Origin of the sequence: Enterococcus sp. DIV0574, from assembly GCF_051711125.1 — a bacterium.
Classification (GTDB): domain Bacteria; phylum Bacillota; class Bacilli; order Lactobacillales; family Enterococcaceae; genus Enterococcus_D; species Enterococcus_D gallinarum.
Genome location: NZ_JBIOMA010000001.1, coordinates 3,054,986 through 3,068,953 on the forward strand (window position 1 = coordinate 3,054,986; position 13,968 = coordinate 3,068,953).

At 42.8% G+C, this 13,968-nt stretch carries 14 protein-coding genes; all 14 read right to left on the bottom strand.

From position 1 onward, the window contains the following. Window positions 1-8: 8 nt before the first annotated feature. The 14 genes from IGJ45_RS14515 to mutL all read right to left on the bottom strand — a co-directional run bounded on the left by IGJ45_RS14515 (window position 9) and on the right by mutL (window position 13,958). Entirely contained in the window at window positions 9-2,159 is a 2,151-nt protein-coding gene (locus IGJ45_RS14515) for a glycoside hydrolase family 3 N-terminal domain-containing protein (protein WP_029486280.1), read from the bottom strand. A 13-nt stretch (window positions 2,160-2,172) separates the two neighbouring features. Further along, window positions 2,173-2,940 (bottom strand): endonuclease/exonuclease/phosphatase family protein, encoded by a 768-nt coding sequence (locus tag IGJ45_RS14520; protein WP_003128105.1) that lies wholly within the window; start codon window positions 2,938-2,940, stop codon window positions 2,173-2,175. Window positions 2,941-2,944: 4 nt separating this feature from the next. Continuing rightward, on the bottom strand, window positions 2,945-3,868 hold the full coding sequence (locus IGJ45_RS14525) for an acetylxylan esterase (RefSeq protein WP_005470078.1): 924 nt from the start codon (window positions 3,866-3,868) through the stop codon (window positions 2,945-2,947). After that, complete coding sequence (locus IGJ45_RS14530) at window positions 3,855-4,463, bottom strand: DUF624 domain-containing protein (protein WP_003128102.1); 609 nt, start codon at window positions 4,461-4,463, stop codon at window positions 3,855-3,857. The genes IGJ45_RS14525 and IGJ45_RS14530 overlap by 14 nt, the downstream gene beginning before the upstream one ends. A gap of 106 nt (window positions 4,464-4,569) precedes the next feature. Continuing rightward, the gene (locus IGJ45_RS14535) at window positions 4,570-4,866 is read right to left on the bottom strand and encodes a hypothetical protein (RefSeq protein WP_040013641.1); all 297 of its coding nucleotides are present in this window, start codon (window positions 4,864-4,866) and stop codon (window positions 4,570-4,572) included. 15 nt (window positions 4,867-4,881) lie between these two features. After that, on the bottom strand, window positions 4,882-6,483 hold the full coding sequence (locus IGJ45_RS14540) for a sugar ABC transporter substrate-binding protein (RefSeq protein WP_096710888.1): 1,602 nt from the start codon (window positions 6,481-6,483) through the stop codon (window positions 4,882-4,884). Between the two features lie 14 nt (window positions 6,484-6,497). Then, the gene (locus IGJ45_RS14545; protein WP_021150594.1) at window positions 6,498-7,379 is read right to left on the bottom strand and encodes a carbohydrate ABC transporter permease; all 882 of its coding nucleotides are present in this window, start codon (window positions 7,377-7,379) and stop codon (window positions 6,498-6,500) included. Window positions 7,380-7,392: 13 nt separating this feature from the next. Further along, a complete protein-coding gene (locus tag IGJ45_RS14550; RefSeq protein WP_005470074.1) occupies window positions 7,393-8,304 on the bottom strand; it encodes an ABC transporter permease in 912 nt (303 codons plus the stop codon). A 350-nt stretch (window positions 8,305-8,654) separates the two neighbouring features. Beyond that, window positions 8,655-9,665, bottom strand: a complete 1,011-nt coding sequence (gene ruvB, locus IGJ45_RS14555; protein WP_003128097.1) for a Holliday junction branch migration DNA helicase RuvB — start codon at window positions 9,663-9,665, stop codon at window positions 8,655-8,657. A gap of 12 nt (window positions 9,666-9,677) precedes the next feature. Beyond that, complete coding sequence (ruvA, locus tag IGJ45_RS14560; RefSeq protein WP_003128096.1) at window positions 9,678-10,268, bottom strand: Holliday junction branch migration protein RuvA; 591 nt, start codon at window positions 10,266-10,268, stop codon at window positions 9,678-9,680. Between the two features lie 94 nt (window positions 10,269-10,362). Then, complete coding sequence (gene msrB, locus IGJ45_RS14565) at window positions 10,363-10,797, bottom strand: peptide-methionine (R)-S-oxide reductase MsrB (RefSeq protein WP_096710887.1); 435 nt, start codon at window positions 10,795-10,797, stop codon at window positions 10,363-10,365. A gap of 265 nt (window positions 10,798-11,062) precedes the next feature. Next, window positions 11,063-11,266 carry a GFA family protein gene (locus IGJ45_RS14570; RefSeq protein WP_096710886.1) on the bottom strand — a complete coding sequence of 68 codons (204 nt, stop codon included), beginning with the start codon at window positions 11,264-11,266 and terminating at the stop codon, window positions 11,063-11,065. After that, window positions 11,263-11,829, bottom strand: a complete 567-nt coding sequence (locus tag IGJ45_RS14575) for a Maf family protein (protein ID WP_096710885.1) — start codon at window positions 11,827-11,829, stop codon at window positions 11,263-11,265. Before IGJ45_RS14575 ends, IGJ45_RS14570 begins: the two co-directional genes overlap by 4 nt. After that, entirely contained in the window at window positions 11,826-13,958 is a 2,133-nt protein-coding gene (gene mutL, locus IGJ45_RS14580) for a DNA mismatch repair endonuclease MutL (RefSeq protein ID WP_096710884.1), read from the bottom strand. The genes IGJ45_RS14575 and mutL overlap by 4 nt, the downstream gene beginning before the upstream one ends. Between the last annotated feature and the right edge of the window lie 10 nt (window positions 13,959-13,968).

Genomic DNA, 13,968 nt, shown 5'->3' on the forward strand with positions numbered 1-13,968 from the left:
TCCTATCCTTATCTTACGAATTTGAATGTAGCCATCTGCAGATCGCGACTGTTGCTGCCGACCATGGCTTGGAATGTGCCAGCATCACTGGATGTTTCCTGATTGCTGTGGACGTAACGCAACATATCTTCCGTAATTGAAAAAGTTACTTCTTTGGTTTCCCCTGGTTCTAACCATACTTTTTGGAATCCTTTTAATTCTTTGATTGGTCGGACAACTTCACCAACGAGGTCTCGCAGATATAACTGGACGGTTTCTTCACCAGCAAAGTCGCTATTATTCTTGATCTGAAGGGATACTGTCAGTGTCTCTTCAGCAGACAGTTGTGATTTATCTAAACTTAACTCACTATACTGAGCCTCGTGATAGCTCAAACCGAAACCAAAAGGATATTTTGCATAGTTGGAGACATCCAAATATTTCGAGACATATTTTTCATCAGGTGCACTTTCATAAGGACGACCGGTAGTTTCAGTATTGTAATAAACAGGTACTTGACCGACTGTTTCTGGGAAAGACATACTCAAACGGCCGCTTGGATTGTATTGTCCCCATAAAAGATTTGCTAATGCGTGACCACCTTCTGTTCCAGGGAACCATGCTTCAACGATGGCTTTTGCTTCATCAATGCCTTGAAGATCTAATGGACGACCATTATACAAGGTCACAACGAGTTGCTCATTGACTGCCTGCAATTGTTTGAATAATGCTAACTGCGCTTCAGGCAAGCGAATATCGCTGCGGCTCGCTGCTTCTCCGCTCATCCAGTCTTGTTCACCTAGTGCGAGAACCACTTTATCTGCTTGTTTAGCTAATGTAACAGCTTCATTGATCGCTGCTTCTGTTGGCGCAAAATAATCGAATGGTTCTTTTCCATAAAGAATGTTCTCTGAAACTGCTTTGCTCCCTTCGATCAATGAAACGGCTTCTTCTTGTTTCCCTTGCCATGACCATGCACCTAAAATATCTTTAGAGTGAGCCGCTGGTCCAATGATCGCGACCGTCTCCGTTGATTTAAATGGTAAGATGTTCTCATTCTTCAATAAAACCATTGATTTTTGAGCGATTTCTCTCGCGGCTGTTCGATGTTCTTGCGAAAGTACGACCCTAGCTTCAGCAGCTTCATCTGCCCCACGATGAGGATTTTCAAAAAGACCAAGATCATTTTTAAGGGTCAAGATCCGCAATACTGCTTCATCCAATAACTCTTCCGCAACAGCGCCTTCTTCGATCAATTCTTTCAAATAATCGTTGTAGCAAGTCGTCATCATTTCAATATCGACGCCTGCTTTGATCGCTAATTCTGCCGCCTGTTTCTCATCCTCTGCTGCGCCATGGGCAATGATTTCTTTGACCGCACCCCAGTCAGAGATCACTACGCCATCAAAACCAAATTCTTTTCGCAACACATCACGGAACAACCAGCGATTCGCTGTAGCCGGAATCCCATCTACCGTATTAAAGGAAGTCATCACCAATTTTGCCCCAGCTGCTAGTGCGGCTTGGTAGCCTGGTAAGTAACTTTCCCGCAATTGACGCTCAGACATATTGACTGTGTTGTAATCACGACCGCCAATTGCTGCGCCATACGCCGCAAAATGCTTCACACAAGCGGCGACCCGTTCAAAATCATTGGTCAAATCTTCTCCTTGGTAGCCTTTCACGAAAGCCTCCGCAAGGCGACTGTTCAAGTAGGGATCTTCTCCGGTAGATTCCATCACTCGTCCCCAACGAGGGTCTCGGACTAAGTCCACCATTGGCGAGAACGTCACATGGAGCCCAGACACAGCGGCTTCTCTAGCTGAAATTTCGGCCATTTGTTCCGCAGCATTCAGATCCCACGAACTACCTAGAGCCAATGGAATCGGGAAGATTGTTCGAAACCCATGGATAATATCTGCCATTAGAATCGTCGGGATCTGCAGGCGATTGTTTTTGATGTATTCTTGTTGTACTCGGATCGCTTCTTTGGCACCGGAAACGCCTAGCGTTGTTCCAGCGTTGTTGATGGTTTCTTGGGTCAGTCCCAGATCACTCATCGGTCCGGTTTTTTCTTCCGCTTTGTCTGAATAAAACGCAGCAGCCAGTTGCAATAATTGATCGATTTTTTCATCGATAGTCATTTGTTCAAGTAAGTGCGTCAATTTTGTCTTTTCCATTTTTGTTCCACCTTTATCGTTCATCGAATCGGAGATCTGCTTCCAACGGGAAATGATCGGAAGGAAACCGTCCGTCACAAGAATCCGTCAAACACCCGGTTTTAATGATTCGAAATCCTTTAGTATAAATATAATCAATTTCTTCTAACTGGTTCCATGGGAGTTGATAGTCAAAATTTTGATAGGAACCTCTGGGACCGTAATGTCCTTTTTCATTTTGTTCTTTTGCGTTAACAAAAATCGTTTGCAGGGATTCATGGACGCGTTCAACTGCTTCTGCATTGAGATCCCCCATTAGTAAAACGGGTAAAGCGGCGATTTTATCCGCTAACCGTTCCAAGATGACTTTCATCCCTTCAAAACGGGCGATTTCTGAAATATTGTCCAGATGCGTATCGATGACTAAAAAGTCATGTCCTTTTCTATCTCTTAGTACCGTCCACAAACACAGACGCAAGTATTCCGCTTCTGGATGAATACTTGGCACATCAGGTGTCAGAGATAACCAAAATGAGCCTGAATCTACTTTAGAAAACATCGTCTTCTTATAATAGATCCCGATACCTTCTCCTGTTCCATCGCCGTCTCGTTCAGCAGTTACCGACTCGTAATCAGTCAATCTTGCTAAATCAGCGACTTGCGTCGGCCGGACTTCTTGTACGCACAAAATATCCCAATCATGATAATCGATCAATGCCAATACTTTGTCCGCACGATAAGACCATTGCCACTCTTTATCGTAATCCGTATCCACACGTAAATTGTAAGTTGCCACTTTCATTTCTTCATATCCTTTTTAACAATTTTTGGATCTGTTGCATTTCTTTTCGAATCTGTTTGGCTTCACCGCCGCCATGCCCTTTGTTTAAATACACAGTTAATTGTTTTGGGGTTGAGATTCGATGGTAACTGACAAAAAAATCGGTCATTGGGCAGATAGGATCCTGGCTCCCTACTGAAGCAAAGACAGGGCCAGTGATTTTTGCTGCCAGATTTTTCAAATCATAGTAGGCCATTTGGTAATAGATGGTCTCCTTGCTATCTGGAAAGGTATCAATATATTCTTGCATCACATGATAGCTCCCAGTTCTGCTTTCGATGCGGTGAGAAATATTCGAGTGACTAGGAACATCTGCAAAAGTCGCAAAGATTGGCGTTTCAGCCAGCGCATTGACAATTAATGCAATCCCGCCGCCTTGTGACCCGCCTCTTAAAATCACTCGTTCAGAATCAATCTCCGGCAGCTCTGCTGCGACCTCTAGCAGGCGAAGACTATCTGCAATCATGCGTTTCATATAAAAATCTTCTTTTTTTAAAATTCCTCGACCAAACGGTGCCTCATGTTGCGTCGTTTCATAAGGATGTGTATCTTTCGTACGGCCGCCTTGCCCGCGATTATCGATCACCAAGCAGGCACAATCAATCAATGCCCAGTGGGCAAACTGAAAGGGTTCCTGTAGGTGATTCATATAACCTAAATAATCGATGACGATTGGAAGTTGGCTCTTATTTTTCGGAACTAAAAGATAGCCGTAAATCGTTTCATTGTATAAACTTTGGAAATTGACCTGATAGACATCGATTCCTGTCAGCAATGCTGGTTGTTGCTTTCGTTCAAACGCTAATGGAATCTGTTTGATTTCTTGTTTGACTTGTCGCCAAAAACGGTCGATTTCCTCCTGAGATGGTTCATTTCTAATTGATTTCATTGACGTCACCCTCTTTTGCCCACACCTTATGAAAGAACAGTACTTGCAGATAAGCGAATCCTGAAATACCTAAACATACGAATAAGAAAGAATTGATCTTATTCAGCAATAGAAATACGAATACTGGAATCACTAGCAAGATGATCGCATTTGCGGTACTACTCAACACCGCATAGGCAGTTTCGTGTGCGGTTTGTTTGACTGTGGAAGAAAACAAACAAAACAGTAGGACAAACACCGTCAAGAATAAACCAGCTAAACTGCTGAGTATCACTGCCAACACCCCAAGATAAGTGGTGATTCCCATCAATCCATAAATGATCGCCGCGGTGACAGCAACATACCCCACGATGATCCCTTCAAGTACGATTCCACGTTTGATATTTGCTAGAAAAGCTCGACTATACCGTTGCCAAACTGGAACATCTTTTTCTTGGTAAAGCTGATCGATGGTTTGATACAAGGCGATCAAGGCTGGTCCTGTCAGTACAATCGTGACCGCAGGAACAAGGAACAAAAAACTTAATAGGATCATATCCGCGGCAAAGGAAAAGACACGATAGTACCATCCTTCATAAGAGAAAATTTGTTTCATCTCCACTCACCTGCTCCCTTTCTAGTTTCAATCCTACTGATTTCTTGTTGTTTTCTTACTCATCTCTTGTTTATTATCCTTTTGCTAAAGTAGTAAAAAGATCCTTTTACATATACTTTTGTTGGTACATTTCTACATCTGCTCGTCTACACTGCGCTTCGCCTACAGTTGCTTCTAGGCTGGCGCCAAGAAGAACTTGCATGTCTTGCTTTGTAAGCCAATCGCAGTGTTTCAAAGCACCGAGTAGGTACTTTTCTACATCTGCTCGTCTACACTGCGCTTCGCCTACAGTTGCTTCTAGGCTGGCGCCAAGAAGAACTTGCATGTCTTGCTTTGTAAGCCAATCGCAGTGTTTCAAAGCAAAAAGAGGAAAGGTCGTTGGGTCTCGCTTTCCTCTTTTCATCCTTTCTATAACTGATTATTTAAGTTTTTCGCGGTTTTCTGCCATTTTTTCAGATTTGACTTCTTTGATTGCATCCCAATTGTTGGAATCTAAGAAACTTTCAAAATCAGACAGTGTTGAATCAAACGTTTTTTCATCTTTTGAACGAATCAAGGAGATGACTGTGCTATTTAGTTTTGTTTTGATCGAATTATTGGAACGAGCTTCTGCAGTCCCAGCATCTGGATCTGTGTTCTCAATAACAAAGTGCGGATAAAGTTTTCCTTCACCCCATTCTTGCATTTGGGTTAATGCGCTCTCTGTTTCTACTTTCAATGCATTGACACGGTCATTGTTGAAGTAGTTGAAGCGACTGATACCATATTTCTTGTTGTACCCTTCGTTATCTGTTTTCTCCATTTCTTTTACTTCAGGTAAGTAATCGATTTTGCCTTCGTCATTGTATTCATAAGTGACGCCTTCAACACCGAATTTCGTCAAGATTTGTCCTGGTTCATCGATCAAGTAAGTGAATAGTTGAGTGACTTTTGCTGGATCGACTGCATCTTTTGTGATGTAGTTGATCAACCAGCCTGAGATACCGGTTTGATTCAATGTTGGTTTCCGGCCTGATGTGCTGGCTGGTCCATCAATAGCAATATAGCGAGTATCAGAATTCTTCATAAATTCAGTAAAGTTGCCGCCTTGACCACTAGTTCCTGCAACAAGCATCGTTGCATATTTCCCTTGTTTTACTTTTTCATCATAGGTCGGACCGTCATCTGTAAAGCTGTCATCACTGATGTTGCCTTCACGGTATACTTTGTTGAATGTTTTCAACCAATTGATATATTCTTCATCTAAGTTGCGGTCATAGTAATTACCAGATTCATCTTCTAATGGAACACCTAAGAAGTCTTGTAATTTATCTAAGAAAGGACCTGCTGTGTCACCGACAGTCGTGAAGCCCATTGGGGTTAGATCAGGATATTTCTCTTTGATTTGATCCATTACTTTGACAAAATTTTCTGGTTTAGAAATGTCTGGTTTGCCAAGTGCTTCATAGACATCTTCACGAATGACGAAGTTATCATTTACCGGAATATTGCCGCTTTCATAATCGGCTGCTGTATTCGAATAGTTTGGATAGCCATATGTTTTGCCATCGTCTAATGCAAACCAATTGAAGGTATCTTCTGTTACGACATTCAATAGGTAAGGATCATATTTTTTCGCTAGATCATTCAATGAGTAAGCCCAGCTATCTGCTTTAGTGGCTGCTTGACTGGTTTTGTCCATCAATGTCACGATGTCTGGCATATCGCCACTTGAAATAAGTGCATTCAACTTCGAGTCGTCTCCGGAAATAAATTCGATATCGATATTTAAATCTTTCTTGATCTGTGCGGTGGTAACATCTTCCCCAAAAGGTAATGCCGTCCAGTCTGAGTTGATGTACCAAGTGATTTTAGTTGGTTCTTTTTTGGTATCAAGTTTCCATGCTGGTGTTTTCTCATCAAGCTCATAACGATCTTTGATCGAAAAATCTGAGCTGCTAGCGTCATTCGAGCTGCCGCCACATGCTGCTAAGCTAAGTAATGCTGTTGCTGCCAATAAACTGCCTAATACTTTTTTCATACTGATCCCTCTTTCTATTCTTTTACCGCACCGGCCATCATACCGCCGATGAAGTGTTTTTGAAGTAATGGATAGATAATCAAAATTGGTACAGTCGTGATAACGATAGTAGCCAATTGCACCCCGCGGGTCGTTGCCTGCACGACAAAGTCGGTACTACCGCTTTCGGTCATCGTGCTTAAGTTGGACTGCACAATGATTTCATAGATCTTCATTTGCAGCGGATAGAGATATTCTTTGGTGATGTACAATTTTGTGGTCATAAAGTCGTTCCATTGTCCGACACCATTGAACAATATGATGGTAGCTAATGCTGGTTTCGTTAATGGTAGGAAAATCTTGTAAAAAATTTGAAATTCGCTGGCCCCATCGATTTTCGCCGATTCTTCCAAAGAAGGAGGAATCTCACGGAAAAAGTTCATCAAGATAACGACGTCATAATAGCTGAATAACGCTGGAATGATATAGACCCAAAATGAATCTAATAACCCTAACGATTTGATCAGCAAATAGGTTGGGATCATCCCCCCGCCGAAGTACATCGTAATGACTCCTAGCGTGGTGTAGATATTCCGGCCGATCAGCCGTGATTTACTGAGTCCGTATGCCACAACGGCACAAAACAGTGTATGTGTCACTGCCCCGATCAATGTTTTCAGTACAGAGATCAAAAATGCCCGTGGGATACTGTCATCGGAAAATACTTTCCGGTAATTCTCCCAAGTAAATCCCCGCGGCCATAAAACGAGACCGTTTTCAGCCAACCCTGAACTAGAAGATACCGATGAGACTAAGATATTCCAGATTGGAATAATGATCAGCAGCGAAAACAGAACGAGGATCACTGTGTTAAAGAAATAAAACCATTTGTTCTCTTGTGTTCTTCTTTTTATCACTTGGTCACCCCTCCTATAAGATAACTGAATTGCCATTGTTCAATTTGCGTGTCACACGATCGGTGATGACTAGAAGAATGACAGAAATGATTGCTATTCCCAAGCCAACCGCTGTTGCATATGAGAAATCGCCTTGTGTCAGACCCATTTTATAAACGAATGAGTTGATGACTTCCGATTTGTTTTGGTTTTGTGAATTCATCAAAACCAATGTCTGGTCTAAATTAGATCCTAAGATGCCGCTCACATTTAGGATCAGATTCAATGAAATGATCGGCGTCAAAAGTGGTAATGTGATTGTCCGAATCTGCGTCAACTTGGTGGCGCCATCGATTCTGGCCGCTTCATAAAAAGTTGGATCGATACGAGACATTCCTGCAAGATATAAAATCGTTCCCCATCCTACTTCTTTCCAAAGGTCAGATAAAACAGCGATCCACCAATATTTATCAGGATCCAACAAATGATTGACACCTTTATCCATCATTCCTAAAGACATCAGGACTTGGTTGATAAACCCATTGGTCGACAACCATGAAATCATCATACCGCCTAGGACAATCCAAGAAAAAAAGTGAGGGATATACGAAACGGTTTGAATAAATTTCTTCAATTTTCCGTCCCGCATCTCAAAAATCATAATGGCGAGAATAATTGGAATCGCAAAGCCTAAGCCTAACTTCATCATACTGATTGCTAACGTATTCCCAACTGCTTCCCAGAAAAAACTGTCGTGTAAAATAATTCGGAAATTCTCTAACCCTACCCATGGTGCAGAGGAAATCGTATCAATGACCGTATAATTCTTAAAAGCAATAATGATTCCATAAATTGGAATATAATTAAATACGATCATGAATGCCACGCCTGGTAGTACCATCCAATGCAGTTGCCGCTGCCGGTATATCTCTTTCAGCTTACTCATACGCAAAAACCCTTTCTGTTATCGTCTCAACGCTCATCCTATCTTTTTCTTTTTAGTGAAACGTTTCTACGAGTTGATTATAAATCGCGCTAGAAAGAAATGCAAGCCTTTACATCATTAAAGTTTTATCATTTTTCATTATCTCATTTTTAATGACTTACATATCCTTTAAAGATATTTTTCACAAACAAAAACCTTTAATAACAAGGTTATCCGCTACACCAGATCACTTATTTTTGTTTTTCTACAGCTCTTGCAACTGTTTATTGCGTTGTTTCTTTTCTCGAAGCAACTAATTTTAGAACATGAACGATAGAAAAACGTTTCACTAAACCATAAAAAAAAGAGCTTTACAGCTCTTCAAAATGATTTTCATAGCCAAAATGGGTATAAGCAAGTGTGGTAGCGATCCGTCCACGTGGTGTTCGTTTCAAAAACCCTCTCTGAATCAAGTAAGGCTCATACATATCTTCCACGGTCTCTGTTTCTTCACCGATGTTTACAGATAATGTGCTGAGGCCCACAGGCCCTCCACCATACAACTCGATCATCGTTCGAATCAGCTTCTGATCCACATAATCTAAACCAGCATGATCGACTTGCAAAAGCAGCAAAGCTTTATCTGCGATTTGGCGGTCAATGATTCCATTCGCTTGCACTTGCGCGAAGTCTCGAACACGTTTCAGCAAGCGGTTAGCGATCCTTGGCGTTCCTCGAGATCGTCGAGCAATCTCAAATGCCCCTTCTTCCACGATCTCCGTCTGAAAAATATCCGCTGAACGTAAGACGATTTCTTTTAAGTCTTGGTCTTCATAATATTCCATATGAGAAATGATCCCAAATCGATCCCGTAATGGTGCAGAAAGCATCCCTGCCCTAGTCGTAGCTCCTACTAGGGTGAATGGCGGCAACGGGAAATGGACCGGATGCGCAGTTGTTCCTTGGCCAACCATGATGTCCACGAAGAAATCTTCCATTGCAGAATAGAGCATTTCTTCGGCAACTCGCGGCAAACGATGGATCTCATCAATAAACAAGACATCCCCCGGCTGCAATTCATTCAAAATCGCAATCAAGTCTCCCGGCTTTTCGATAGCAGGTCCACTAGTCGTCTTGATGTTGACCGCCATTTCATTGGCGATGACCATCGCCATTGTCGTCTTTCCTAATCCAGGTGGTCCGTAAAGCAGCACATGATCCAATGCTTCTTCCCGATTTTTGGCTGCTTGAATGTAGATCGACAACTCTTCTTTTACTTTATTTTGACCGATATATTGCGCGAGAAACTGCGGACGCAATGATTTTTCGATCAATTCTTCTGTTTCATTCGTTTCCGGTGAAACAATCCGTTCATCCGTCACCTAACTCGCTCCTTATTTTTTCATCATCAATTTTAATGCTTCTCGTAAGTATTCATCTGTTGATTTAGTCGTATTAGGCGCTAAATATTTCTCAGCTTTCTTGATTTCTTTTTCACTATAGCCTAATGCTTTCAAAGCTGCCATCGCTTCGTCCAACGCGGTATTCGCCACAGTGACTGGTGCCGTTGGCTCTTCACCGACTAATTCTGCGACTTTTCCTTTTAAGTCCAATATCATTTGCTGTGCTGTTTTTTTGCCAACACCTGGGAATTTGGTTAAATAAGTGACATCTCCGTTTTCGACAGCCGTGATCAATCCCGCATGGTCTTCATTCGCCATAATTGCCAATGCACTTTTAGGACCGATCCCAGAGACGCTGATCAGTTTTAAAAATAATTGCTTTCCTTCTAATGTAGAAAACCCGTATAAACTATGGGCATCTTCTCTAATTACTTGATGCAGATAAATCTTCACTTCTTGATTCAGCTTGCCGCTGAACGCATACGGATTGCCGAATGCCACTTGATAACCGATACCGTGCGTTTCAACAACGATATACGCCGGAAAGATATCCGTGACTTTTCCAATAATATATTCGTACATAACCGTTCCTTTCTATACATCTAGCTGTACATACGTTCCCTTTATTGTAGCATAGACTGAAAGACAAAAAAAGAAGCAAGCGAAGCTTGCTCCTTTACTCAACAAGAGAAGTATATTCTCCATATCCTTGCTCAGCCATTTCTTCCAATGGGACGAATCGCAAGGCTGCGGAATTGATGCAGTAGCGCAACCCGCCTTTGTCTTGCGGGCCGTCTGAAAAAACATGTCCTAAATGGGAATCTGCTTCTTTACTGCGGACTTCGACACGGTGCATGCCATGAGAGAAATCTGCTTTCTCTTTGATTTCTTTGCGGTCGATGGGCTTCGAAAAAGAAGGCCAGCCACAACCAGCATCATACTTATCTGTCGAAGCGAATAGCGGTTCGCCGCTGACGATATCCACATAGATCCCTTTTTCATAAAAATCATCATAAGTCCCTGTAAAAGGACGTTCGGTCGCATTTTCTTGTGTGACCGCATATTCGATCGGTGACAATTTCGCTTTCAAATCTTCTTTTGATTCTGACATTTTTCTCACCTGCTTTCTTCTCTTATCTTGCCTTTTTTCCAATCGTTTGTAAACGAACTTGCTTCTTTACTTAAGAAGAGGGCAGTTCTGGCCACCTTCTGGTTCTTTCAGCAAAATGATAAAACGGCGGCTGGTCTTTCGTATAGATTTCTTCTGTGAAAACTGCTTCTGTCAATTCTTGAAACAAACCAGTGGCAAAGAAGAATTCTGCCGTCTCCTGTGCATAATAAAATAAGCTAGAACCACACTGGCGGCAAAATCCCCTTTACGCCCAATTAGAAGAGTTATACCGTTGAATCAAGGATTCGCCAGTAAATGTGATTTGATCACGGGAACAAGCGGCCAGCGCTAAAAAAGGACCACCATGAAATTTCTGACACATTGAGCAATGACAAGCAGTCACTTGGGGACGAACCTCCGTTAGCTCAATCGTAACTTGACCACAAAGACACCTACCGGATAGATTCATTTTTCCAGCTCCTCCGGAAATTCTTTTAATAACTTGGCAACCGTATTAACAGGGAAGCCAACGATCGTATAAAAATCCCCTTGGATCGCTTCAACAAACACTTTTGCTGCTCCTTGGATCCCATAGCCCCCGGCTTTGTCTTGATATTCCCCAGTTTTCAGATACTCGGTAATCATTTGCTCCGTCAACAGACTAAAGGAGACTTGTGCAGAAACCAATTTTTCTCGTCGTTTTTCTTGTTTTTGTAAAACGACCGCAGTATGGACCCAATGAGTCTTTCCACTCATCTTCTGCAACATCCTTCTGGCATCTGCTTCATCAACAGGTTTGCCGAAAATCTCCTGGCCAACCACTACGGTAGTGTCACTGGCGATCACAAGATCTGTGGGAAAGCAGGCTGTGACAGCTGCTGCCTTTTCCCGCGCCATTCGCTGCACATACTCCTCTGGTGCCTCTCCAAATACCACAGACTCATCGATATCTGCCGGCTGTATCTGAAAAGATGGGACCAATTCCGCTAATAATTCTTTTCGCCGTGGCGATTGAGAAGCTAAGACAATCATTCCATTCCACTCCTTGCACGATGCGGATCTTGGATCCGTTTAAACATTCGCTCCATATCACTATTGGTAAAATGAATCAATACCGGACGTCCATGAGGACAATTGAAGGGATTCTCACACTTTGCAAGATCCGCCAACAGGATTCGTGCTTGCGCCTCATTTAGATAATGATTGGCTTTGATCGAACGTTTGCAGCTCATCATGATCGCTGTTGCTTCCCTGAATTTCTTGACGCTGACTGAACCTGTCTCTAAAAGCATGTCGATCATTTCTCGAATGATGCTTTCTTCTTCTCCTGCTGGGTACCAAGTGGGATGCGCCCTTACAATAAAGCTGTTCGCCCCAAACTCCTCCAAATGGATCCCAACTTCTTGTAATTTTTTAGTTTGTTCCTTCAACTTAATCGCATCATTATTGGGATAATCTAAGACGATCGGTACCAATAATTCTTGCAAATCGTCGCTCACTTCTCCGATTTTTTCCCGAAAATATTCATATTTGATCCGTTCTTGGGCCGCATGCTGGTCCACGATATAAAGTCCTTCGTCGCTTTGAGCAAACAGGTACGTCCCATGCATCTGTCCGAAATATTCTAAATGAGGGAAACGTTGCTTGGCAGGCGTTTCTTCTAACAAACGATCCACATATTTCGTATAGTTTTTCTGTCCGGCATGCAGTTCAGGATGCAGCCGTTCTTGCGCCTGCTCTTCGATTAACGACAAGTCCTGCTGACTGGCATCCTCGAGAACAGACGCTGCTGGTTGATCAACTTCTTGGACAATCTCTGTCACAGGTCCTGTCGCAGCAAAGGGATCTCGCAACGTTTTATTGGGCAGTGTTTCTTCCAGACTATCGAAAACTGCTTGATTTTCCACAGAATATGCCGAAGACTCCGGAGCCTTTTCCCTTTGCTCCGCGCTTTCTGGAAGTTTTCCACCTTCCTCCACAGGGTTTTCCACAAAGTTATCCACAGTCTGTTGATAACCTGATGACGCCACTTGAAACTTTCCTGTCTCGCGGTTGAAAGTTAATCCCGAAGAAGTCGTAGGACTCGTTACCAGATCCAGTTTCGTTTGTTCCACAGGTTCAGTGGTCACTTTTTTCTTAAAACGAAGATTATCGGCAGCATTCGGAATCAAATTCTCGTCTCGCAAACTGTCATTGATCGATTTACTGATCAATTTGGTCAGTTCTTCTTCTTTTGATAAACGTACTTCTTGTTTAGTGGGGTGAACATTGACATCGACTAATAATGGATCCATCGTGATCTCCAGGACCGCAATCGGGAATCGTCCCACCATCAATTTTGAGCCATATCCAGCAACGATTGCTTTATTCAAGGCAAAATTCCGAATGCATCGTCCATTGATGATCGTGGATAGATAATTACGGCTAGCCCGGGTCACTTCAGGCAACGAGACATAACCAGTCAGCTTAAAATCAAGATCTTCACTGTTGATAGCTAACATTTTTTTAGCAGTCTCAACACCATAGATCCCGGCGATGGTTTGTTTCAAATCCCCGCTACCAGTAGTAGTCAGCATTTTATTGCCTTCATGGACCAAGCGAAAAGCAACTTCCGGGTGACTCAATGCAATACGGTTCACGATATCGCCGATATTGGCCAATTCTGTCTGCAATGTTTTGACATATTTCAAGCGCGCTGGCGTATTATAAAAAAGGTTTTCTACAGTGATCTTCGTTCCTTGGCGCAAGTTCGCTGGTATATGTTCTTCCACAGTGCCTCCCTTCAACCGAAGGAATGAGCCTTGGGAAGCATCTTTGACAGCTGTTTCGATTGTTAAAATCGAGACTGAGGCAATACTTGGCAATGCCTCACCGCGAAAGCCAAGTGTCCGTATCCGAAACAAGTCATCGCGGTTATGGATCTTACTGGTGGCATGGCGCTTGAAGGCCGTAACGACATCTTCTTCGGCAATCCCCTCGCCATTATCGATCACCTGGATTTTGCGTAGACCGGCTTCTTCAATGAAGATATCGATCTGTGTGCTGCCGGCATCCACTGCATTTTCCACAAGTTCTTTGACAACAGAGGCTGGCCGTTCCACGACTTCACCGGCAGCGATTTGATTCGCTAGACGTTCAGATAATTCTTGGATCTTGCCCATCTGTTTTCCT

Bases quoted from the DNA above. Each gene is read 5' to 3' on its own strand.
- IGJ45_RS14575 (WP_096710885.1), bottom strand. From the start codon at position 11,829: ATGATTGTCTTAGCTTCTCAATCGCCACGGCGAAAAGAATTATTAGCG.
- IGJ45_RS14570 (WP_096710886.1), bottom strand. From the start codon at position 11,266: ATGAATCTATCCGGTAGGTGTCTTTGTGGTCAAGTTACGATTGAGCTA.
- IGJ45_RS14515 (WP_029486280.1), bottom strand. From the start codon at position 2,159: ATGGAAAAGACAAAATTGACGCACTTACTTGAACAAATGACTATCGAT.
- IGJ45_RS14535 (WP_040013641.1), bottom strand. From the start codon at position 4,866: ATGAAAAGAGGAAAGCGAGACCCAACGACCTTTCCTCTTTTTGCTTTG.
- ruvA (WP_003128096.1), bottom strand. From the start codon at position 10,268: ATGTACGAATATATTATTGGAAAAGTCACGGATATCTTTCCGGCGTAT.
- msrB (WP_096710887.1), bottom strand. From the start codon at position 10,797: ATGTCAGAATCAAAAGAAGATTTGAAAGCGAAATTGTCACCGATCGAA.
- IGJ45_RS14540 (WP_096710888.1), bottom strand. From the start codon at position 6,483: ATGAAAAAAGTATTAGGCAGTTTATTGGCAGCAACAGCATTACTTAGC.
- IGJ45_RS14520 (WP_003128105.1), bottom strand. From the start codon at position 2,940: ATGAAAGTGGCAACTTACAATTTACGTGTGGATACGGATTACGATAAA.
- mutL (WP_096710884.1), bottom strand. From the start codon at position 13,958: ATGGGCAAGATCCAAGAATTATCTGAACGTCTAGCGAATCAAATCGCT.
- IGJ45_RS14550 (WP_005470074.1), bottom strand. From the start codon at position 8,304: ATGAGTAAGCTGAAAGAGATATACCGGCAGCGGCAACTGCATTGGATG.
- IGJ45_RS14530 (WP_003128102.1), bottom strand. From the start codon at position 4,463: ATGAAACAAATTTTCTCTTATGAAGGATGGTACTATCGTGTCTTTTCC.
- IGJ45_RS14525 (WP_005470078.1), bottom strand. From the start codon at position 3,868: ATGAAATCAATTAGAAATGAACCATCTCAGGAGGAAATCGACCGTTTT.